26 protein-coding genes and 1 pseudogene are annotated in these 19840 nt (G+C 67.4%); 13 read left to right on the top strand and 14 right to left on the bottom strand.

Going from position 1 to position 19840, the window contains the following annotated elements; genetic code table 11:
* From AC1DY5_RS11440 to AC1DY5_RS11460, 5 genes are all read left to right on the top strand, one after another.
* Positions 1-253: ABC transporter permease subunit (locus tag AC1DY5_RS11440; protein ID WP_478111402.1), on the top strand; the 253-nt coding region annotated here is incomplete at its 5' end.
* 2 nt (positions 254-255) lie between these two features.
* Positions 256-1209 (top strand): branched-chain amino acid ABC transporter permease, encoded by a 954-nt coding sequence (locus tag AC1DY5_RS11445; protein ID WP_478111425.1) that lies wholly within the window; start codon positions 256-258, stop codon positions 1207-1209.
* Positions 1206-1952: an ABC transporter ATP-binding protein gene (locus AC1DY5_RS11450; protein WP_478111403.1), complete on the top strand. Its 747-nt coding sequence runs from the start codon at positions 1206-1208 to the stop codon at positions 1950-1952. The genes AC1DY5_RS11445 and AC1DY5_RS11450 overlap by 4 nt, the downstream gene beginning before the upstream one ends.
* Before the next feature lie 178 nt (positions 1953-2130).
* Positions 2131-2832 (top strand): ABC transporter ATP-binding protein, encoded by a 702-nt coding sequence (locus AC1DY5_RS11455; RefSeq protein WP_478111404.1) that lies wholly within the window; start codon positions 2131-2133, stop codon positions 2830-2832.
* A 56-nt stretch (positions 2833-2888) separates the two neighbouring features.
* The gene (locus AC1DY5_RS11460) at positions 2889-3350 is read left to right on the top strand and encodes a GNAT family N-acetyltransferase (RefSeq protein ID WP_478111405.1); all 462 of its coding nucleotides are present in this window, start codon (positions 2889-2891) and stop codon (positions 3348-3350) included.
* Between the two features lie 11 nt (positions 3351-3361).
* Here AC1DY5_RS11460 and AC1DY5_RS11465 read toward each other — a convergent pair whose 3' ends face one another.
* The 9 genes and pseudogenes from AC1DY5_RS11465 to AC1DY5_RS11505 all read right to left on the bottom strand — a co-directional run bounded on the left by AC1DY5_RS11465 (position 3362) and on the right by AC1DY5_RS11505 (position 8741).
* Complete coding sequence (locus AC1DY5_RS11465; protein WP_478111406.1) at positions 3362-3877, bottom strand: nuclear transport factor 2 family protein; 516 nt, start codon at positions 3875-3877, stop codon at positions 3362-3364.
* Between the two features lie 184 nt (positions 3878-4061).
* A complete protein-coding gene (locus AC1DY5_RS11470; RefSeq protein ID WP_478111426.1) occupies positions 4062-4544 on the bottom strand; it encodes a GspE/PulE family protein in 483 nt (160 codons plus the stop codon).
* Positions 4545-4623: 79 nt separating this feature from the next.
* Positions 4624-4839, bottom strand: a pseudogene (locus AC1DY5_RS11475) (ATPase, T2SS/T4P/T4SS family); the annotation flags it as partial.
* A gap of 252 nt (positions 4840-5091) precedes the next feature.
* Entirely contained in the window at positions 5092-5265 is a 174-nt protein-coding gene (locus tag AC1DY5_RS11480; RefSeq protein WP_478111407.1) for a GspE/PulE/PilB domain-containing protein, read from the bottom strand.
* 34 nt (positions 5266-5299) lie between these two features.
* Positions 5300-5503 carry a hypothetical protein gene (locus AC1DY5_RS11485; RefSeq protein ID WP_478111408.1) on the bottom strand — a complete coding sequence of 68 codons (204 nt, stop codon included), beginning with the start codon at positions 5501-5503 and terminating at the stop codon, positions 5300-5302.
* A 95-nt stretch (positions 5504-5598) separates the two neighbouring features.
* The gene (locus AC1DY5_RS11490) at positions 5599-6471 is read right to left on the bottom strand and encodes a DMT family transporter (protein ID WP_478111409.1); all 873 of its coding nucleotides are present in this window, start codon (positions 6469-6471) and stop codon (positions 5599-5601) included.
* The gene (locus AC1DY5_RS11495; protein ID WP_478111410.1) at positions 6464-7294 is read right to left on the bottom strand and encodes a DUF2182 domain-containing protein; all 831 of its coding nucleotides are present in this window, start codon (positions 7292-7294) and stop codon (positions 6464-6466) included. Before AC1DY5_RS11495 ends, AC1DY5_RS11490 begins: the two co-directional genes overlap by 8 nt.
* A gap of 11 nt (positions 7295-7305) precedes the next feature.
* Positions 7306-7908 (bottom strand): DUF1326 domain-containing protein, encoded by a 603-nt coding sequence (locus AC1DY5_RS11500; protein WP_478111411.1) that lies wholly within the window; start codon positions 7906-7908, stop codon positions 7306-7308.
* 113 nt (positions 7909-8021) lie between these two features.
* Positions 8022-8741, bottom strand: coding sequence for a Crp/Fnr family transcriptional regulator (locus tag AC1DY5_RS11505; protein ID WP_478111427.1), 720 nt, complete (start codon positions 8739-8741; stop codon positions 8022-8024).
* A 103-nt stretch (positions 8742-8844) separates the two neighbouring features.
* On the opposite strand from AC1DY5_RS11505, the gene AC1DY5_RS11510 reads away from it, so the two are divergent.
* From AC1DY5_RS11510 to AC1DY5_RS11525, 4 genes are all read left to right on the top strand, one after another.
* Positions 8845-9765, top strand: a complete 921-nt coding sequence (locus AC1DY5_RS11510; RefSeq protein ID WP_478111412.1) for a beta-keto acid cleavage family enzyme — start codon at positions 8845-8847, stop codon at positions 9763-9765.
* Positions 9766-9784: 19 nt separating this feature from the next.
* Positions 9785-10735, top strand: coding sequence for a 3-hydroxyacyl-CoA dehydrogenase NAD-binding domain-containing protein (locus tag AC1DY5_RS11515; protein WP_478111413.1), 951 nt, complete (start codon positions 9785-9787; stop codon positions 10733-10735).
* Between the two features lie 32 nt (positions 10736-10767).
* Positions 10768-12579, top strand: a complete 1812-nt coding sequence (locus AC1DY5_RS11520) for a feruloyl-CoA synthase (RefSeq protein ID WP_478111414.1) — start codon at positions 10768-10770, stop codon at positions 12577-12579.
* 71 nt (positions 12580-12650) lie between these two features.
* Positions 12651-13073 carry a surface-adhesin E family protein gene (locus AC1DY5_RS11525; RefSeq protein ID WP_478111415.1) on the top strand — a complete coding sequence of 141 codons (423 nt, stop codon included), beginning with the start codon at positions 12651-12653 and terminating at the stop codon, positions 13071-13073.
* Between the two features lie 9 nt (positions 13074-13082).
* Here AC1DY5_RS11525 and AC1DY5_RS11530 read toward each other — a convergent pair whose 3' ends face one another.
* Together AC1DY5_RS11530 and AC1DY5_RS11535 are read right to left on the bottom strand one after the other, a co-directional pair.
* Positions 13083-13922 (bottom strand): class III extradiol dioxygenase family protein, encoded by an 840-nt coding sequence (locus AC1DY5_RS11530; protein ID WP_478111416.1) that lies wholly within the window; start codon positions 13920-13922, stop codon positions 13083-13085.
* Positions 13923-13925: 3 nt separating this feature from the next.
* Positions 13926-14279, bottom strand: a complete 354-nt coding sequence (locus AC1DY5_RS11535; RefSeq protein WP_478111417.1) for a protocatechuate 4,5-dioxygenase subunit alpha — start codon at positions 14277-14279, stop codon at positions 13926-13928.
* Between the two features lie 134 nt (positions 14280-14413).
* Here AC1DY5_RS11535 and AC1DY5_RS11540 point away from each other — a divergent pair, with 134 nt between their 5' ends.
* Positions 14414-15337 carry a LysR family transcriptional regulator gene (locus AC1DY5_RS11540; protein WP_478111418.1) on the top strand — a complete coding sequence of 308 codons (924 nt, stop codon included), beginning with the start codon at positions 14414-14416 and terminating at the stop codon, positions 15335-15337.
* Here the strand turns inward: AC1DY5_RS11540 and AC1DY5_RS11545 are convergent.
* From AC1DY5_RS11545 to AC1DY5_RS11555, 3 genes are read right to left on the bottom strand one after another with little or no spacing between them, the layout of a single operon-like run.
* Positions 15334-15873, bottom strand: coding sequence for a DUF4136 domain-containing protein (locus tag AC1DY5_RS11545; protein ID WP_478111419.1), 540 nt, complete (start codon positions 15871-15873; stop codon positions 15334-15336). The two genes, AC1DY5_RS11540 and AC1DY5_RS11545, sit on opposite strands and share 4 nt — an antisense overlap.
* A gap of 59 nt (positions 15874-15932) precedes the next feature.
* Entirely contained in the window at positions 15933-16571 is a 639-nt protein-coding gene (locus AC1DY5_RS11550) for a LuxR C-terminal-related transcriptional regulator (RefSeq protein ID WP_478111420.1), read from the bottom strand.
* Positions 16568-16765, bottom strand: coding sequence for a hypothetical protein (locus AC1DY5_RS11555; RefSeq protein WP_478111421.1), 198 nt, complete (start codon positions 16763-16765; stop codon positions 16568-16570). Before AC1DY5_RS11555 ends, AC1DY5_RS11550 begins: the two co-directional genes overlap by 4 nt.
* 16 nt (positions 16766-16781) lie before the next feature.
* On the opposite strand from AC1DY5_RS11555, the gene AC1DY5_RS11560 reads away from it, so the two are divergent.
* The 3 genes from AC1DY5_RS11560 to AC1DY5_RS11570 form a co-directional block, all read left to right on the top strand.
* A complete protein-coding gene (locus AC1DY5_RS11560) occupies positions 16782-17237 on the top strand; it encodes an FHA domain-containing protein (RefSeq protein ID WP_478111422.1) in 456 nt (151 codons plus the stop codon).
* Between the two features lie 222 nt (positions 17238-17459).
* Positions 17460-18185: an OmpW/AlkL family protein gene (locus AC1DY5_RS11565; protein WP_478111423.1), complete on the top strand. Its 726-nt coding sequence runs from the start codon at positions 17460-17462 to the stop codon at positions 18183-18185.
* 130 nt (positions 18186-18315) lie between these two features.
* Positions 18316-19840 (top strand): methyl-accepting chemotaxis protein (locus AC1DY5_RS11570; RefSeq protein ID WP_478111424.1); only part of this gene is annotated, 1525 nt, incomplete at its 3' end.

Below are 19840 nucleotides of genomic sequence, written 5' to 3' on the forward strand. Positions count from 1 at the left end.
CCGATGTCCTCGGTCTCCGATGTCCTCGGTCTACCCGGGCATGGGCGCGAGCGTGTTGATCATCTGCTTCGTGGTGGTGGTGATCGGCGGGATCGGCTCGATCACCGGCGCGCTGGTGGCCTCGCTGCTGGTCGGCTTCGTCGACACCTTCGGCAAGGTCTTCTTCGCCGAACTCAGCGGCATGGGCATCTACGTGCTCATGGCCATCGTCTTGATATGGCGCCCCGAGGGTTTGATGGGACGCAAGAGCTGATGATGACCAAACTGAACCACTTGCTGCCCCTGCTGTGCGCCATCGCGCTGGCGGTGCTCGGCCCGATGCTGAGCCCCTACATGTCCGACCTGGTCGTCAAGGTGATGATCCTGTCGATCTTCGCGCTGAGCCTCGAACTGCTGGTCGGCATGACCGGCCTCGTGAGCTTGGGCCATGCGGCCTTCTACGGCATCGGCGCCTATGCCACGGTGCTCGGCTCGGGCAAGGAGGGCGGCTCGATCGCGTTCCTGCTGCCGCTGGCCATGGGGTGTGCCGCGGCCTATGCGCTGGCGGTCGGCGCGCTGAGCCTGCGCACCCGCGGCGTCTATTTCATCATGGTCACGCTGGCCTTCGCGCAGATGGCCTTCTTCGTTTTCCACGACACCGCGCTCGGCGGCGGCAGCGACGGCATCTACATGTACATCCGCCCGGCACTCGGTGCGCTCGACATGGAGAACCGCGGCGTGCAGTTCTACTTCGTGCTGGCGGCGCTGGTGGCCACCTACGGCCTGCTGGCGCTGATCCGGCGCTCGCGCTTCGGCGCCGCGCTGGCCGGCATCCGCGTCAACGAGCAGCGCATGCGCGCGGCCGGCTTCCCGGTCTACGGCTACAAGCTCGCGGCCTTCGTGATCGCCGGCGCGCTCGCCGGGCTGGCGGGCTTTCTGGTCGCCTCGCGCGACGGCGTCGTCAACCCCGAACTGCTGGCGTGGCACAACTCCGGCGAGGTGCTGCTGATGATCATCCTGGGCGGCCTCGGCCACCTGCGCGGCGCGGTGATCGGCGCGGTGGCGTTCACTCTTCTGAAGGAGCTGCTCTCCACGCATGCGCTGGTCGGCCCGATGGCCGACCACTGGCAGCTGACGCTGGGGCTGGCGATCATCGCCTTCGTCGCCCTGCTGCCCAAGGGCATCATCGGCATCACGGCGCGGCTGTCGCCTAAGGGGGCTGCATCGTGAGCACGTTGCTGGCCGTCGAAACACTCACCCGCCGCTTCGGCGGCCTGGTCGCGGTCAACGCCGTGACGCTCGACCTGCGCCGCGGCGAAGTGCATGCGGTGATCGGCACCAACGGCGCCGGCAAGTCGACATTGATCAACATGCTGTCGGGCGAGATCGATGCCTCCGATGGCCGCATCGCGCTCGACGGCGAGGACATCACGACGCGCGCGCAGTTCCGCCGCGCGCTGGCAGGTGTCGGGCGCAGCTACCAGCGCACCACGATCTTCCCGGAGTTCACGGTGCTCGAGAACTGTCGTCTCGCCGCACAAGCCGCGACGCCGCGGCCGTGGGCGATCTGGCAATCGTCGAGCCGCTGCGCCGAGAGCAACGCCAGCGCCCGCGAGGCGCTGGCCGCGGCCGGCCTCGACAGCGTGGCCGAGCGCATCGCCGGCACCTTGAGCCACGGCGCCAAGCGCCAGCTCGAGGTCGCGATGTGCCTGGCGACCAAGCCGCGCGTGTTGCTGCTCGACGAGCCGCTGGCCGGCATGGGCGCCGAGGAGACCGAGCGCATGCTGGGCCTGCTCGCCAACCTCAAGGCACAGCACGCGATCCTGCTGGTGGAGCACGACATGGACGCGGTGTTCCGCATCGCTGACCGCATCACGGTGATGGTCAACGGCACGGTGATCGCGACCGGCGATCCAGCGTCGATCCGGACCAATCCCGACGTGCGCACCGCTTATCTCGGCGAGGATCACTAGATGGCACCGAGCTTTTCGAATCGATGCGGACTCGTCGAGCTGGGGCGGGCTCACCTCGACGGCGTACTCTGCTCCGCGAATGTCCCCCGGCCTGCGGCCTCCTCCCCTGCGGCCCGCCTCGAATTTCAGCAGCGTTCGATGCGTCGCAGTTCGCGCAATCGCAAGGTGGAAAACTGAGATGCTGAAGATCGAAAGCTTGAACACCTACTACGGCGACAGCCACATCCTGCGCGGCGTCGACGTCGAGATCCCGGCCGCGACGTCGGTCGGCCTGCTTGGCCGCAACGGCATGGGCAAGACCACGCTGATCCGCTCGCTTATGGGCTACGTGCGGCCGGCTTCCGGCCACGTCAGACTCGACGGCCAGGAAGTCACCGGCTGGACGCCCGAGAAGATGGCGCGGCGCGGCATTGGCTACGTGCCCGAGGGGCGCGGCATCTTCCCGAACCTGTCGGTGCGCGAAAACCTCGTGATGAGCGCGCGCGCCGGCATCGACGGCAAGCGCGAATGGACCTTCGATCGCGTGATGGCAACCTTCCCGCGGCTGACCGAGCGGCTCTCGCACGGCGGCCAGCAGCTCTCGGGCGGCGAGCAGCAGATGCTGTCGATCGGCCGTGCGCTGATGACCAACCCGCGGCTGATGATCCTCGACGAGGCGACCGAAGGCTTGGCGCCGCTGATCGTGGCCGAGATCTGGCGCGTGATCGCCGGCATCCGCTCCACCGGCATCGCCACCCTGATCGTCGACCGCGACTGGCGCAAGGTGCTCGGGCACACAGACCGCGCGGTGGTGATGGAGAAGGGGAAGATCGTGCGGCACGGGCCGTCCGCCGACCTCGTCGCCGAACCGGCCGCGCTCGAAGAACTGCTCGGTGTTTGACGCGCTTCAGTGCGCTGCGCGCCCCGAGAGATTCGCCGACAGGGTTGAGGCTAGCGATGACGACAGCATCTGCAATCACAGTCCGTGCAGCCCACCAGGGCGACGCCGTTGCGACGGCGGCCTGCGTCAACGCTGCATTCGAGCCCTACGTGGAGCGAATCGGCAGGCCGCCGGCTCCGATGCTCTCCGACTATGCTGCACTCGCCGCCGAAGGGAAAGTCTGGGTCGCGGAACGACAGGAACGGGTGGTTGGCGTTCTGGTTCAGTATGAGACCGAAGACGGCTTCTACATTGATACTGTCGCAGCGTCCCCGCAGACGCACGGTACCGGGGTGGGCCGCGCCCTCTTGGAGTTTGCCGAAGGCGAGGCTCGTCGACGCGGCTTCGAGTCGATTTACCTCTGCACAAACTCCAAAATGTCAGAGAACCAGGTGCTCTATCCAAAAATTGGCTACGTTGAGTACGACCGCCGAGCCCAAGGCGGCTACGAGCGCGTGTTCTATAGAAAACGACTTTGACTGGAGTCTTGCTAATCCAATCCGTCCTTCTTCATTTCATCCAGAGCCCAGCCCTTGTTTGACGTGAAGAAGAACAACTTCCACTTGCCGCTCTCGAGACGCCAGCGACTGAAGCTGGGTTCGCTCACGTCTTCGCGCTTGTACTTTCCATCGGTCTTGGGCGGAATCAAACCGACCTGACGCAACACGACGCTGGCTGTTCCGTCAGGCATCATGCGGACGCGCTTCACCTCCCATCTGAGGTCGGTACTCTTGACGTCGTACTCGAAGGCGGGTTTCACCGCCTTCTTACCCTTCATGCGCCCGTAGTAGTCGAGCGCTTGCGTGAACCAGACGTCCTCCGTCATCAGTGCCAGCACGGCATCGACGTCGTGCTGATTCCAAGCCTTCTCGAATTGCGCGATGGCGTTGCGCAACTCGCTCTCCGTGCCAGCGGCCGGCGCCTTCTTTGTCTGGGCGCTCGCGCCATGGTTAGACAACATCGCTGCGGCGGTTACGCCAATCATGAAAGCCCGTCGTTGGTTCATGACCGTTCCTCCAAATGAAAGCTTGGTCGGCGGCAAGGGTGTTGTCAATCGGAACCACGAAGGCCGCGGACTTACAGCGGCAGTTCCAGCCTCTCCCAATTGCGCAGCATCGTGACCTGCCGACGGAGATAGTCCGTCGGAATCGCCTGCGAACCCCAGACCGGAACCCGTCCTGCGTACTCTCCTAGCAGCCAGAACTGCCACACCGCCATGAAGCGGCGATAGCGGAGAGGTCGACGTCGCCGACAGGGTTCCTGTCGCGATAGGAAGTCGAGAGGACCAGGTGGCCCGTCAACGAAGCCTCGACGGCCATCTTCGCGGTCTCCTCGTCACGGATCTCGCCGACCATGACCACGTCCGGATCGGCGCTCAGGAATGCACGCAGGGCCTTGGCGAATGTCCAGTCGATGCGCGGGTTCACCTCCACCTGGCGCAGGCCCGGCTGCGTGATTTCCACCGGATCTTCGGCGGTCCAGAACTTTCGCTCCGGCGTGTTGATGTGCATCAGCGCCGAGTGCAGCGTCGTCGTCTTGCCGGACCCGGTCGGCCCGACGCACAGCACGAGGCCATAGGGACGCTCCACGGCTTCTCGCAGCTTGTGAAGGTTGCGCGAGGTCAGACCCGGGTCCTCCAGCGCGATCGCCTTGGCCGAGGCCAGAATGCGCATCACCACGTCTTCCAGCCCTGTTGGTCGGGATGGTCGCCACCCGCGACTCGATCGGATGCTGGGCCGAGAATCTCGAAAAGTTGATCTGGCCGTCCTGCGCCTTGCGCTTCTCGCTGATATCGAGATCGCACATGATCTTGATCCGCGCGATGATCGCGTTGCGATAGCTCGGCGGCAGCTCGAGATAGGTGTAGAGACGGCCGTCGCGCCGGAAGCGGATCCGGATCTTTTCGCGCCCCGGATAGCTATCGACATGAATGTCCGAGACGCCCTCGGCATGCGCCTCGATGATCATCCGGTTCACCAGGCGCACCAGCGAGTTGTCGGACTGCTCGATCGGCGCGTCCTCGCTGGCATGGGCGCAATCCTCAATCTCTCGCGTCTGCAGCAGATCGCTGGCGCCGAGGTCGAACTCCAAGGGCCGGGACGGGTCGTCGATGACCGCCTTGGCATTCCGCGCCGATCTTCTCGTAAGCCCGTCGCAGCACCTGGTCGAGGTTGCGACAGTGCGCGAGCACCGGAACCACCTTCGCCTGGGCGATGAACTCTAGCTCGTCGAGGGCCGCGCGGTGGCTCGACGTGTCCCGAGCATCGCGATCAGGCGCCCGCCCGAAACCATCAACGGCATGACCCGCAGGCGCTGCGCCGCGCAGTGGCTGACCCTTTGCAGCGCTTCGGCGGAGTCCGGAAAGTTGTCGAGGTCGACCAGCGGATAGCCCATCTTGTGTGCGATCGCGGCTTCAGGTCCGCACGGGTCATGGCGCCCATGCGCACGAGTGTCTCGCCCGGCGGCACGCTGCGGTCACGCTGTTGTTCGGCCAGCCCGGCACGCAGCTGCTCGTTTCCGTGATCATGCCGAGCGAGGTCAGCGCTTCCCCGATACGGACAAGCGGCATCCAGCCCTGCGCGTCGAGCCGGGCCAGCAGCGCCTCGGGCGTGGAAAATTCGGTCGTGGTCATGGTTTGGCGTCGCGGCTCAGGGCCGCTGCGCTATCGGCAGCGGCCGGACTTTCCTGAAGGGCCGCGACAGGAAATCGCAAGCCACCGGCGTCAGGCTACGCCTTGCGCAACCGGCTGGTCAGCACCAGCGCGATGCCGCCGAGGATCGCCGCGGAGGCCACGGCCAGACGCGGCGTGATCGACTCCGCCAGGAACAGGACCCCACCGAATGCGGCGATGGGCGRCACCGACAACTGCACGGTGGCGGCGCGCATGGCGGACAGCCCCGGCAGGGCGGCATACCAGATGACATAGCCGATGCCGGATGTGAGGGCGCCGGAGGCGATCGCCAGGGCGACCCCACCGGGATCCGCCTGCGCCCTGGCGGCGAACAGCAGGCTCAGCAGCAGCGCCATCGGCGCCGCCCGCGCGAAGTTGGACGCCGTCGCGGCCAGYGGGTCGGCGACGCCGCGGCCGCGGAGTGAGTACACGCCCCAGGCCACGCCGGCGATGGCCATCGATGCGGCCCCCAGCAGCGGCGGCGCCGCCACGCCCGGCGACACGAGATAGACCAGCCCGGCGACGGCCAGCACCAGACCAGTCCACGCGACGGCTCCGAAGTGCTCGCCGGCGCGCAGCCCCACGCTGAACATCGTCAATTGAACCGCGCCGAACAGAATCAACGCACCGGTGCCCGCCGACAGGCTGAGATAGGCAAACGAGAAGAGCGCGACATAGGCGAACAGCATTGCCGCGGCGAGCCAGTCGGTGCGCCCCTGCGACGGCTGGCCCGGCCGGACACGGACGATGACGGCGAGCGTGAGCGCGCCCGAAACCAGCCTGATGCTGCTGAAGCTGGCCGGATCGATGCCCCTGCGCTGCAATGCAAGCCGGCACAACAGCGAGTTGGCGGCAAAGGCGAGCATCGCCGCCGCGGTGAGGAGGATCGTCCGCAGCGCGGGCCGGTCGCCGCCACGCGCCTCAGGCATGGGTCGCCACCAGGACGATGGCCCAGGCCAGCAGCGCGATTCCGAGCGGCGTGCTGAGACGCCGGCCCCAGCGAACGTTCTTTTCGACCGCCATCACGGCGGCGAGCAGCAGCATCCAGCCCAGACTGCCGGTGCCGAGCGCGAACATCAACAGCATCAGCGCCCAACAGCAGCCGACGCAGAACACGCCGTGGTGCACGCCGAGCATGAAGGCATGACGCGCCTGCGCCTGCCCGCGCCAGTGCTCGATGACGAAACTCAGGGGTGTGCGGCACTTGTCCAGGCAACGGTGCTTGAGTTTGCTGAACTGGAAGGCGCCGGCCAGGCCGATCGTCGCGGCGCCGATCATCCAGCCATTCCAGGCGAGCGCAGGCTCCCTGGCAAGCAGCGACAGCATCCCGCTGTGTAGCGCATGCGCCAGCAGCCCGAAGCCCCCCCACGCCGCCATGTAGCCCAGGCCGAGCAGCACCAGGAGGCGCCCATGGTCGGGGCGCTCGGCCGTCAACCGATCGAAGGCGTTGAAGAGGGGCAATGTGGTCGGCAGCATCATGGCGGCGGTCATGAGAATCCACGCGGCGGCGTAGAGCAGCAGCGGCAGCACCACGGCGCCGGCCGGCACGGCACGGCACAGAAAGGCCGCCGGTCCCGACGCCGTCCAGTCATCGTGCGCGAGATAACGTCCGTACGGGCTGCGCGCCCAGGCCCACAGCATGAGCCACGCGAGCGCCACCAGCGCAGTCAGGACCGGCAGGAACACCCGGAGGTGGCGCGAGGCGCTGCTCGGCGGTGGCCGCGCCGGCGTGGCGCCCGCGGTGAGGCTCATAGGGCAGGCGCTCAGGCGTCGAAGACGAAGGTGCTCTGCAGGGCGTTGTGGTTCTTGATGTCGAGGTCGATGCCGAGGGCGGCATTCTTGGACCTATAGGTCGGGGCCTTGCCGACGAAGACCGGCGCACCCGGCACGGTCGAGAACACGGTGTCGGAGAGGGTGGTCTGGCCGCCGGTGGCGCCGCGATAGGGCTCGAGTTCGGCGTAGTAGTCCTTGCCGATTTCCAGTTCGCCCTTGCCTTCGTTCACCGTGAAGCGGATCGGCGCCCGCTCCACCGACACGACCTGGCCGATGAGCTTGGCGAGGTCGGCGATCGGCCCGCCGGCCTGGCCGGTGTAGACCTTCAGCAGTGCCTCCTCCTGGGCCTTCGACGCCTGGTCGTCGACGAAGATGGCCGCGGTCCAGTTGCCCTCAAGGATGTTGCCCGGCACATGCGCCACGGCTGCGATGGTGTTGCCGCCCACGTCGACGCCGTCGATGGTTCCCTTGTCGATGCGCCACGCGACGATGGTGTCGCAGGTGCCGTTGTCGGGGTCCTCGCCGATCCAGCAGGGGCACAGCACGTTGCAGTTGCACACCTCCAGGAGGCGTCCTTCCAGGTGATAGCTCATACGAACCTCCATTGGCGCCGCACGAATGTCGCCTTGTCGCCGCGGCTCGGGCGGCAAGGGGCCCGACGATGCTACGCCGCGGGATGAACCAAGTCCAGACCGAACCCTGCCGCTCAGATCTGGTCCACGAAGCGCCGCAATCCCTCAAGATCGACCACCGTGATCCCCCCGTATTCGATCTGCAGCAGCCCCGCGGCCCGCAGCCGGTTCAGCGCCGCATTGCAGCGCTGCCGCGACAGCCCCGACAGATTGGCGATCTCCTCCTGGGAAGTCTCCAGGTGCGCCTGCCCCAGCGGATGCAGCCAGGGATGGAACAGCCCGGCGATCGCCCGTGCCACCTGGCTGTCGGCGTCGAGCAGCCGCTGCGCCGCATAGTTGCCCATGAACCAGTGCAGGCGCTCGTTGATCTGCATCAGCAGGAAGTGGTTGAAGCTCATCTGCGTGCGGTGCAGCCATTCGAAGGTCTCGATCGGCAGCACCGCCACCCGGCTGTCGCGCAGCGCGATGATGTCGGCCGTGCGCGGCACTGCGCGCAGCAGGGTGCCCTCGCCGAACCAACTGCCGACCGACAGGCCGCCGAAGGTCACCGAGCGGCCGTCGTCCGCGGTGATCGACCACTTGAGCAGGCCTTCCAGCGTCCCGTACCAGTGCAGCGGCGTGTCGCCGCGCCGGCACAGGGCGGCGCCAGCGGCGACATGCTCCTCGCGCATCTCGTCGAGCACGCGCGCCTGAGCCTCGGCGTCGAGGTCCGGGAACCAGCCCGAAACCTCGAGCAGGCCCGGGATGGACAGCGATAGCGCGGCGTGTTGTCTCTGTGTCGGCTTGTGGGGCATGAACGCTTTCGCCTCGTAAACCCTGATCCCAAATGTCGTTGCGATGACTGCGCGGGTACGGGAAGCCAAAAATAATACTCCGCTGATCAAAGGAGACTCCACGATGTCGAAGCGCAAAGTGATCGTGACCATCGCCCCCACCGGCGGCATGGCCTACAAGTCGCAGAATCCCCACCTCCCGACCCAGCCCGCCGAGATCGCCGCCGACGTGGTGGCCTGCTGGCGCGCCGGCGCCAGCGTGGTCGCGCTGCACGCCCGCCGGCCCGACGACGGCGCCACCTGCAACGCGGACGTCTACCGCGACATCAACACCCGCATCCGGGCCGCCGGCTGCGACATCGTGATCAACAACTCGACCGGCGGCGGCGTGCACGGCGACATGATCAAGCCGCTGCCCGGCAACCGCTGGGAGATCGCCTTCGAGGAGCGCATCAAGGGCATGGACGCCGGGGCCGAGATGTGCACGCTCGACGCCACCACGCTGAACCTCTCGTTCGAGGGCCGCGAGATCCTCATGGACACCCCGCTGCCCAAGGGCCGCGAGCTGGCCGCCGGCATGAAGGCGCGCGGCATCAAGCCCGAGTGGGAGGTGTTCAGCCCGACCCACATCCTGCAGGACACKACGACGCTGATCCAGGAGGGCCTCGACGACGAGCCCTATTTCATCAACCTGGTCATGAACGTGCACCGCAACTTCCAGAATGCGATGCCGTATTCGCCGCGTAACCTGCAGATGATGGTCGACACGCTGCCGAAGGGCGCGATCTTCGGCGTCAGCGGCATCGGCCCGTCGCAGCTCGAGGCCAACATCGCGGCGCTGCTGCTCGGCGGCCACGCCCGCGTGGGGCTCGAGGACAACCTCTACTACCGCCACGGCGAACTGGCGACCAACCTGCAGCTGACCGAACGGATCGTGCGAGTCATCCGCGAAATGGACATGGAGCCGGCGACGCCGGTCGAGGCGCGCGAGATCATGGGCCTGCCGCGCGTCGGCGCGCCACGGCCCGAATTCGCGCCGCGTTGAGATCGCCGGGACCCGCCCAATGATCAGCATTGCCTCGGATGTGAAACGGGTGGCGGTGGTCGCCACCGGCGTCATCGGCGCCAGCTGGACCGCCTACTTCCTGGCCCGCCGGCTCGAAGTCGACGCCACCGATCCCTCGCCGGGCGCCGAGGCCCGGCTGCGCGAAGCGGTGGCGCAGCACTGGCCGACGATGGAGCGCTTCGGGCTCGCCGACGGTGCCTCGCCCGACCGGCTGCGCTTCCACGCGCGGCTCGAGGACGCGGTGGCCGGCGCCGACTTCGTGCAGGAAAACGGGCCCGAGCGCATCGACATCAAGATCGACCTGTTCCGGCGCATGGACGCCGCGGCGCGGCCGACCACGCTGCTGGCGTCGAGTTCGTCGGGGCTGGCGATCAGCGCGGTGCAGTCCGAATGCCGGCACCCGGAGCGCGTGGTGCTCGGCCATCCCTTCAACCCCCCGCACCTGATCCCGCTGGTCGAGGTGGTGGGCGGCGAGCGCAGTTCGGCCGACGCCATCGCGCGCGCGATGGCCTTCTACACCGCGATCGGCAAGCGGCCGATCCACGTCCGGCGCGAGGTCAAGGGCCACATCGCGAACCGCCTGCAGGCGGCGCTGTGGCGCGAGGCCTTCCACCTGGTCGAGCAGGGCGTGGCCTCGGTGGCCGACATCGACACCGCCATCGCGCACGGCCCGGGCCTGCGCTGGGCGCTGATGGGGCCGTTCATGAACCTGCATCTCTCGGGCGGCGCCGGCGGCATCGCGCACCTGCTCGAGCATCTGGGCGGCCCGATCGAGGACTGGTGGCACGACCTGGGCGCACCGTCGATGACCGCGGCGCTCAAGCAGCAGGTGGCCGAGGGCGTGGCGGCGGAGCTCGGTGAGCGCAGCAGCGCCGAACTCGAAGCGGCGCGCGACATCCTGCTGCTGAACCTGATCCGCGCCAAGGCCGCCACGACCGCGCTCGAATAACCAAGAGGGTCGTAGTGCCCCGGAGACAAGACATGCACAGCAACGGCTTCCTCGACGACGAGAGCCAGATCGCGCCGCCGCGCACGGTGCGAATCGACTTCGACGACGGCTCTTTCGCGCTGCGCTCGCCGGTGGCACTCAAGCCCTATGCGCGCTGCATCGGCGACTGGCTCGAACGCTGGGCCGGCGAGGCGCCCGAGGCGCTGGCGCTGGCTGAACGCGACGAGACCGGCGCGGGCTGGCGCAGGCTCGACTACCGCGCACTGCGCCATGCGGTCGGCGCGGTGGCACAAAGCCTGCTCGACCTCGGCGTGCCGAAGCACCGGCCGGTCGTGATCCTGTCGGACAACGCGATCGACCACGCGGTGCTGATGCTAGCCACGATGCACATCGGCCGCACCGCCTGCTCGCTGTCGAGCGCCTACTCGCGCATGGCAAAGGACCCGGCGCGGCTGCACGGCATGCTGCGCGCGCTCGATCCGGCACTGGTCTACGCCTCGGACGCGAAGGTCTATGGCGCGGCGCTCGAAGGCAGCGGCATCGGCGCGCCGACGGTGTTCAGCCGCCATGCCGAGGCGCATCCGGGCGCCCTGCCCTTCGAGCGGCTGATGCAGGCGAAGGAGACGTCCGCAGTGATGCAGGCCTTCGACGCGATCCTGCCCGACGACCATGCCAAGTACCTGCTGACCTCGGGCTCGACCGGCCGGCCCAAGGTGGTGATCAACAGCCACCGCATGCTGTGCGCCAACCAGCAGATGATGGCCCAGACCTGGCGTTTCCTCGCGGCCGAGAAGCCCGTGCTGGTCGACTGGCTGCCGTGGAGCCACACCTTTGGTGGCAACCACAACTTCAACATGGTGCTGTGCCACGGCGGCGCGCTCTACATCGACGAAGGCCGGCCGGCGCCGGGGCTGATCGAGAAGACGCTGCGCAACCTGCGCGAGGTGCGTCCGACGCTGCTGTTCAACGTGCCGCGCGGCTTCGACATAATGCTGCCCTTCCTCGAGGCCGACCCGGCGCTGGCCGCCGAAGTGATGTCGCGGCTGCGGCTGGCCTTCTACGCCGCGGCGGCACTGGCGCCATCGACATGGCAGCGGCTCGAGGCGGTGGCCCTGCGCGCGCGGCCCACGCAGCCGCTATGGCTCACCACGTCGTGGGGCGCGACCGAGACCTCGCCGGCCATCACCTCGGCCCACTGGCGGCTCGACGGCGCCGGCTGCATCGGCGCGCCGCTGCCCGGGCTGGAGCTGAAGTTCGTGCCCAACGGCGACAAGCTCGAGATGCGGGTCAAGGGCGTGTCGGTGTTCCCGGGCTACCTCGATGCGCCGCGCGAGAGTGCCGAGGCCTTCGACGGTGAGGGCTATTACCGCATCGGCGATGCCGGCCTGCTCGCAGACGCCGACCGGCCCGAACGCGGCGTGATCTTCCAGGGCCGCGTCGCCGAGGATTTCAAGCTCAGCAGCGGCACCTGGGTCTCGGTCGGCACGCTGCGCGTCCAGTTGGTGTCGCGACTGGCGCCGCTGGTGCAGGACATCGTGCTGACCGGCCACGACCGCGACGAGATCGGCATGCTGGTCTTCGCCAGCCCACAGGCCGCGGCGCAACCACCGGAGCTGTTGCATGCCGCATTGCGTCGCGTGATGCGCGAATTGCGCGATGCCGGCGCCGGCTCCTCGCAATGCCCGATGCGCGCGCTGGTGCTCGCCGAGCAGCCGGACATCGACGCCGGAGAGATCACCGACAAGGGCTACATCAACCAGCGCGCGGTGCTGACGCGGCGCGCCGCCGAGGTCGGGCGGCTGCATGCCGGCGCGCACGACCCCGAGGTGATCCGGCCCGACTGACCCCCCAGTCGATGGGGATGGCGCATCGGCCGCTGGCTAGAATCGATTCGATCGCCAATGAAGGAGTCGATGTGAGAACGTGCCTGGTGTTGTTCGCCTGGGTGGGCTGCCAAGCCGCCCAAGCCGAAACCCAATGGTTCACCGTCACGGGCAATCCCGGCGATCCCTCGGTGGACACGGTCCAGGTCGACCCGGTGGCCACCCGGGTCGAGGGCCAGCGCAAGACCATGAAGCTGCGCGTGAGCCGCGCCTCCCCGCGCGTCAATTGGGAACAGCTGCCCTATCGCTCCTACGAGGCGCGGGTGGTGTTCGACTGCCGCGCCAGGAAAGGCAGCTACATGCACGCGACCTACTATCCGGTGCCGCTGTGGGCCGGCGAGCCGCACAACGTGACCGACTATGCCAGCAATCCGCGGCCGGTGCTGTTCCGCGACATGGAACCCAATCCGACCGACCGCATCGTGCGCGCGGCCTGTCGGACCGTGGCCGGATAGGCCTGCTGCTCAGACCAGCGGCTCGAGCACCATGAGCCCCGCCGCCGTGTTCGAGATCGGGATGTGGTAGTTGCTGTGCACCGCGCGCACCTTCTCGGGCAAGGCGCCGCGCGCGACCATCCAGTTGAGCAGCTCCACGCCCTGGGTGCCTGCGAGCTGCACCAGTTCGACCGTCGAGAAGCGGGTGGCCCACGCCGGGTCGGAGCGCATGCTCTCCATGAACCGCAGGTCGAAGTCCTTGTTGATGAAACCGGCACGCTCGCCATCGAGCTGGTGCGACAGCCCGCCCGTGCCCATCACGACCACGCGCTCGTCGCCGGGCCACGCGGCCACTGCGCGCGCGATCGCCTGGCCCAGCCGCAAGCAGCGGGCCGCGGACGGCAGCGGCGCCTGCACCGTGTTGACGCACACCGGCAGCACGCGCACGGGCCATTTCATGTCGGGCCAGCACAGCGCCATCGGCAGCATGGACGCGTGGTCGAGCAGCATCTCCTGGCAAGTGGTGAGGTCGAAGTCCTCGGCGACCAGCGATTCGATCAGGCGCCATGACAGGACCGGGTCGCCCTTCAGCGGCGGCAGGCTCGGAATGCCCCAGCCTTCGTCCGCGTTGCGATACTCCGGGGCCGCCCCGATCGCGAAGGTCGGCATCTTGTCGAGGAAGAAGTTCAGCCCGTGGTCGTTCGAGATCAGCACGACGACGTCGGGCCGGACCTTCGCGAGCCAGTCGCGCACCGGCGGGAATCCGTCGAAGAACGGCTTCCAGTAGGGGTCGTGCTGCAGGCCCTTGTCGATCGCTCGGCCGATCGCCGGCACGTGGGAGGTGGTGATGCCACCAACGATTCTTGCCATGGCTCAACCCCTCGCGGCCAGCAGCCTGGCCTTGAATTCGTCTTTGGTCATGCCGGTCTGCTGGGCCCCGATGTCCTGCATGTCGAGACCGAAGATGCCGGCGAACTTGGCGAGGTAGTAGGCGTTGCCGCCGGCCTCGATCAGCTGCATCACGTTGCGATTGCGGATCGCTTCGCGCTGCTCGGGGTTAAGCCCGTACGCCGCGCAGTAAGCGTCTTCGTCCGCGACGAAGGCGGCCCGGTTCGCGGCCTGGTTGAATGAATAGCACATCTTGTTGAGCGCATAGCCCTTGCGGGCCTGCTCGCCGTCGAAGATGGTGGTGCCCGGTATGGGCTGCCTTGGATTGGGTGTTGGCAAGAGAGTCTCCTGGGTCGTTGTGCGTAGCGCCTTGATCCGAATCAACTTTCGCGCGACATGTCGTTGCCGGCGCGATGGGTTCAGTATCAACTCGGGGGCATCGCCCGATCAACGCACGGATACTCATTCCAGCCATGAGCCGATTCGATCATTTGGACCTCGACGGCCACTTGCTGCAACTGCTGCTGGCGGTGCTCGAAGAAGGGTCGGTCACGCGCGCGGCGCAGCGCCTGGGCGTCACCCAATCCGCCGTCAGCCATCTGCTCGACAAGCTCCGCGCCATCGTCGGCGACCCTCTGTTCGTGAAGTCAGGCCGCGGCATCGTGGCCACGGCGCATGCGCACTCGCTGGCATCGCKCGCGCGCGTGATGCTCGACGAGCTGCACAGCTTCAGCCATGCCGCCGGCTTCGATCCGGCCGAGCTCGCCGCCACGCTGACGATTGCCGCCAACGACCTGCAGCGAGACCTGCTGCTGCCCGCGCTGCTGCGGCATGTCCGGCGACAGGCGCCGGGCTTCGCGCTGCGCGTGATTTCTTCCGGCGCGCCAACCGCCGAGATGCTGCGCGACGAACACTGCCAGCTCGTGATCACGCCGCGCCCGCCGTGCGCCAGCGATGTTGTGCAGAAGCGCCTGTTCGAGGACCAGTACCGGGTTTTCTACGATGCCAGCCAGCGAGAGCCGCCGCAGACCCAGGACGACTATCTGGCCGCCGACCACGTGACGGTGCTGTACGAGCCTCGGCGTCGGCTCGACATCGATGAGGTGCTGGCCGAACGCGGGATGCAGCGGCGCTTCGTTGCCCAGCTGCCGAGCTTCGCGGGCATCGGCCCTTTCCTGCGGGGCGGCGTATCGATCGCCACGCTGCCCAGCCTGCTGCGCGTCCACCTGCTGCGCGACCTCGACATGGCGCCGGTGCCCGTGACCTGTCCGTCGATGCCGATGTACATGGTCTGGCACCTGCGCCACCAGACTGATCCGATCCATCGCTGGCTGCGCGGGCAACTCGAGACGGTGGTGGGGCCGGCGCTGGCCGGCGCGGCCTCGGACTGCGGCTAGCGGCCGGCCCGCGACCCTGGCGGGAAGTCGGCGAACATCCGGTCCAGCGTGCGCTGCACCGACGCATCGAGCCGCGCCGGATCGTCTGGCAACACACCCTCCACGCTGGCACGCCAGATCGCCCGCCGGCTCCTGGCGTCGAACATGTCGACCACCAGCGTGCCGGCCCGGTAGGGGTTGGTCGACATCGTCACGCTCGACGGCACCGGGCCGAAGCCGAGCCATGTGAGGTCGTGGCCGATGCCACTGTAGAAGGTGTTGTAGGTCTGGCCGTCGCGCGTGGTCACATGGGCCGCGACATGCACATCGCCCTCGGCGACCCGCTTCCAGCCGCGCGCCTGCAGCCGTGCATCGATGCCCTGGATGATGGGCTGCGGCAACAGCGACGATTCACCGCTGGGTTCTGCGATCCAGCTGTAGCTGCGGTAGCCGGAGAAATCGGCCTTGGCATCGAAATCGGTCTTGACGGTCACTGGGCTCGCACAGGCCGCCAGCAGGGTTGCCAGGGCGAGGGCAAGGCTTCGTCGTCCGATCATGGCTTCTCCTGCGGGGCGTGCGTCCGGCGGACGCCTTGCACAGGATGGTAGTACCCGGCCTATGCCGGGCTCACGGCCACGTTCGACAAGTGGCCGTTGGTGCGCGCATAGTGCAGCGCCTGGGTCCGGCTGTTGACGCCGATGCGGCGGTACAGGCGCCACATGTGGACCTTGACCGTGTCCTCGCTGATCTCCAGACGCTCGGCCATCTCGCGATTGCCGAGGCCCTCGGCGATCAGCTGCACCAGTTGCACCTGGCGCGGGGTCAGGCGGGCACTGCTCTCGGCCTCCGCCGGGGGCGCGTCGTCCTTGTCCTCCCCGGTCTTCAGCACGCTCTTGAGCCCCTTGATCAGGCCGGCGGCATCCGAGGCCTTCTCGATATAGATATCGGCGCCGGCCGAAAGGCACAGCGCCTCCATGTCGGCAGCGGGCAGCGCGGAATAGACCGCGATCGGCACTTCGGGGTACTCGCGCCGTGCCGCGTGCACGCCAGCGCAGCCCTTGGCGTCGGGCAGGTTCAGGTCGAGACAGATCAGGTCGGCGGCGCCGTTGCGCTCGACCGCGCCGGCCAGCTTGTCGAGGCGATCGATCTCGACGATGCCGGCTGCCGGTTGCAGCCGCCGCAGCATCAACGCAATGGCGTTCCTCATCATCGGATGGTCGTCGACCACATAGAAGACGTTGCGCGCTTTTCTCATTGCCAGTTTCTTTCCACCGCTCGACAGGTCACGGCGAAGCAGATCGCCGAAAGCGCCGAGAGTAGTGGACGAACCAACCGCTTGATCGCCAGCCGCGGCATCGCGATCGCGGTGAGCGCGACGAATGTCTCAATTTTCGGGATTGCGTCTTCAGAAAGTGCGACCGATTGCCGAAATGCGGTGACTGCAACCAATCTTCAGCGAGTAGATATGTCCAGACTCATCGTCCTGACCCGCCACGGCAGCGTCCGGCAGGTCAACATCAAGGGGCCGATCACGACCATCGGCCGCGACCCGTCCTGCGGGGTTCACATCGACAGACTCGGCGTCAGCCGCCATCACGCCGCGATCCACTGGACCGGCGACCGCTTCGTGCTGACCGACCTGGCCAGCCGCAACGGGACCTTCGTCAACAAGACGCGGATCCGCGAGCGGGCGTTGGCCAACGGCGACGCCATCAGCGCCGGCGACTGCCAGCTGCGCTTTCTCTACGAGAACCGCAGGCTGCCCAACGACGAGGCGCTACGGCTGATCACACTGGCCGACGACCTGGTCGACATCGACGCGGTGCGCGAGCGCAGCGACTGGGCCACCTTCTTCCGCCAGGGCAGCAGGGGAAGGCTCGGCGAGGCGCACCGAGGCAGCCGCGGCGAGCGCCGCGTTTGAAGGCAAAAAAAAGGGCCCGCACGAAGCGGGCCCAATGATCTCTCTGGCGAGCCAGATCCCTGGAGAACCAACCCCTATATCGACAGCGCCACAGGAAACTTGAAGGGCACGGCAGGGTCGAAGCAGGCTCGTGCTCGAAGAGGCGCCACGGATGCGCTTCTTCGAGCCACGGCATCCGAGGCTTGCCCTCGGTCGCCGCCTTTGACCCACAACACCTCGACAATGAAGACAAGACTTTTTGTACTGGCGGCCGTCACCGCCCTCGGAGCGTCCAGCTCTCTGGCGCAGCAGGCCGGCGACTGGCAGGTTGGCGCAGGCTGGCTGCATTTCGCCACGCAAGACTCGAGCAAGCCGCTGACCTTCACGGCTCCGGCACCCGTGGTGGTGCCTGGCTCCGGCGCCAGCGTCGGCGATGCCGACACGCTCGGCTTGAACCTTAGCTACTTCATCGACAGCCACTGGGCACTCGAAGGCGTGATGGGCGTGCCGCCGAAGTTCATGCTCGACGGCGAAGGCACGCTGGCCCCGATCGGCGAACTCGGCAGCGCGAAGCAATGGAGCCCGACCCTGYTGGCCAAGTACTACTTCAACGACGGCCAGGCGAGGTTCCGTCCCTACGTCGGCCTGGGCGTCGCCTATGTCTGGTACAGCGACGTGACGCTCACGCCGGGCCTGCAGGGCGCCCTCGCGAGCAGGCTGCATCTACCCGCTGCATCGCTGTCCGCGACCACGGCCAAGATCGACAGCTCCTTCACTGCGGTCTTCAACGCCGGCATCGCGTACCAGTTCGACCCGCACTGGGGCATGGCCTTCTCGGTCTCCTACCTGCCGCTGCGCACCACGGCCAAGTTGACCACCACCGCCTATGGCGTCCCAGTCGCCGCCAGCCAGACCAGCCTGAAGCTGAATCCGATCGTGCCGTACCTCGCGCTCACCTACAAGTTCTAGGTCTAGGCGGCGCCCCCGAAAGCACGGTCGCTCGACAGGCGATTCGGGCGGATGAAGCGAAGCCTCAAGTATTTCGGTTTGCCGCCGATATACCTCAGCGTTCCCCCTCCATCCCACCCGGATCTCGATCATGTTTCTGAGCAATCTTTCCATAGGCAGGCGCCTGGCCCTCGTGCTGGGCGCCATCCTGGCCCTGTTCCTCGCCAGCAGCGTGTTCGCGGTGCTGAAGCTGCGCGATCTCGGTGTCGAGATCGAGGGCATGGTGAACGACAACGTCAAGACCGAGCGCGCCGGTGCCGACTGGCTGCGCCACACGAACGCGGGCGTGCAGCGCGCGGCAGCGATCGCCAAGAGCAGCGACCCGAGCCTGGTCGCCTACTTCGCGCCGGCCACTGCCGCCTCCATCAAGGAGACCAACGAACTGCAGAAGTTCATCGAAGGCCAGATGGTCGAGCCCGCGGAGCGGGCGCTGTTCCAGAAGGTCGGCGAGTTGCGCAAGGAATACCTCGCGGCGCGCGAGGAAGTCAGCAAGCTGAAGCTCGCCGGCGATCTCGAAGGCGCCAACCGCGTCTTCAGCGCGCGCTTCGAACCGACCTCGGTCAACTACCTGGCCGGGGTTCAGCAGATGGTCGACCTGCAGCGAGCAGGGCTCGACGCCGCCGCTCTGCGGGCCGAGTCGATGCGGGCGCAAACCACCACCCTGCTCGCCGTCAGCACCGCGGTGTCGCTGGTGCTTGGCAGCCTGCTGGCCTGGGGCCTGTCGCGCAGCATCACGCTGCCGCTGAAAAGGGCCGAAGCCACGGCGCAGGCCATCGGCGCGATGGACCTCAGCGGGGCTGCGGAAACCAGCTACGCCAAGGACGAGACCGGCCTGCTGCTGCGCGCGATCGACGGCATGCGCACAGCGCTGCAGGCTTCGCTGCAGCAGGTGCACGGCGTGGTCGCCAACGTGTCGACTGTCAGCACGCAGATCGCCACCGGCAACCAGGACCTGTCCTCGCGCACCGAAGAACAGGCCAGCTCGCTGGAACAGACCGCAGCSTCGATGGAAGAACTCACCAGCACCGTCAAGCAGAACGCCGACAACGCACGTCAAGCGAATCAACTGGCCGTCTCGGCCTCCGAAGTGGCCGTCCGGGGCGGCAGCGTGGTCGGYCAGGTGGTCGGCACCATGGGCTCGATCAACGCCTCGTCGCGCAAGATCGTCGACATCATCGGCGTCATCGACGGCATCGCCTTCCAGACCAACATCCTKGCGCTGAACGCGGCGGTGGAAGCTGCAAGGGCCGGCGAGCAGGGCCGSGGCTTCGCGGYRGTGGCCTCGGAGGTGCGCAGCCTGGCGCAACGCTCGGCGGCGGCKGCCAAGGAGATCAAGACCCTGATCAGTGATTCGGTGGAGAAGGTCGAGGAAGGCAGCAAGCAGGTGGCCGAGGCRGGCCGGACGATGGAGGAGATCGTCGACAGCGTCAAGCGCGTGACCGACATCATGGGCGAGATCACGGCGGCCAGCCAGGAGCAGACCTCGGGGATCGAGCAGATCAACCAGGCGATCACGCAGATGGACCAGGTGACGCAGCAGAACGCGGCGCTGGTGGAAGAGGCTGCGGCGGCCGCGGGATCGCTGCAGGAACAGGCGGGCAGCCTGGTGCAGGCGG

The organism is Variovorax sp. P4_D9 (genome assembly GCF_056401695.1).

What these genes read in the sequence shown, in the direction of transcription:
- AC1DY5_RS11445 (WP_478111425.1), top strand. Translation starts at nt 256, where the DNA reads ATGACCAAACTGAACCACTTGCTGCCCCTGCTGTGCGCCATCGCGCTG.
- AC1DY5_RS11455 (WP_478111404.1), top strand. Translation starts at nt 2,131, where the DNA reads ATGCTGAAGATCGAAAGCTTGAACACCTACTACGGCGACAGCCACATC.
- AC1DY5_RS11460 (WP_478111405.1), top strand. Translation starts at nt 2,889, where the DNA reads ATGACGACAGCATCTGCAATCACAGTCCGTGCAGCCCACCAGGGCGAC.
- AC1DY5_RS11465 (WP_478111406.1), bottom strand. Translation starts at nt 3,877, where the DNA reads ATGAACCAACGACGGGCTTTCATGATTGGCGTAACCGCCGCAGCGATG.
- AC1DY5_RS11470 (WP_478111426.1), bottom strand. Translation starts at nt 4,544, where the DNA reads ATGCGCATTCTGGCCTCGGCCAAGGCGATCGCGCTGGAGGACCCGGGT.
- AC1DY5_RS11480 (WP_478111407.1), bottom strand. Translation starts at nt 5,265, where the DNA reads ATGGGCTATCCGCTGGTCGACCTCGACAACTTTCCGGACTCCGCCGAA.
- AC1DY5_RS11485 (WP_478111408.1), bottom strand. Translation starts at nt 5,503, where the DNA reads ATGACCACGACCGAATTTTCCACGCCCGAGGCGCTGCTGGCCCGGCTC.
- AC1DY5_RS11495 (WP_478111410.1), bottom strand. Translation starts at nt 7,294, where the DNA reads ATGAGCCTCACCGCGGGCGCCACGCCGGCGCGGCCACCGCCGAGCAGC.
- AC1DY5_RS11500 (WP_478111411.1), bottom strand. Translation starts at nt 7,908, where the DNA reads ATGAGCTATCACCTGGAAGGACGCCTCCTGGAGGTGTGCAACTGCAAC.
- AC1DY5_RS11505 (WP_478111427.1), bottom strand. Translation starts at nt 8,741, where the DNA reads ATGCCCCACAAGCCGACACAGAGACAACACGCCGCGCTATCGCTGTCC.
- AC1DY5_RS11515 (WP_478111413.1), top strand. Translation starts at nt 9,785, where the DNA reads ATGATCAGCATTGCCTCGGATGTGAAACGGGTGGCGGTGGTCGCCACC.
- AC1DY5_RS11520 (WP_478111414.1), top strand. Translation starts at nt 10,768, where the DNA reads ATGCACAGCAACGGCTTCCTCGACGACGAGAGCCAGATCGCGCCGCCG.
- AC1DY5_RS11530 (WP_478111416.1), bottom strand. Translation starts at nt 13,922, where the DNA reads ATGGCAAGAATCGTTGGTGGCATCACCACCTCCCACGTGCCGGCGATC.
- AC1DY5_RS11545 (WP_478111419.1), bottom strand. Translation starts at nt 15,873, where the DNA reads ATGATCGGACGACGAAGCCTTGCCCTCGCCCTGGCAACCCTGCTGGCG.
- AC1DY5_RS11550 (WP_478111420.1), bottom strand. Translation starts at nt 16,571, where the DNA reads ATGAGAAAAGCGCGCAACGTCTTCTATGTGGTCGACGACCATCCGATG.
- AC1DY5_RS11560 (WP_478111422.1), top strand. Translation starts at nt 16,782, where the DNA reads ATGTCCAGACTCATCGTCCTGACCCGCCACGGCAGCGTCCGGCAGGTC.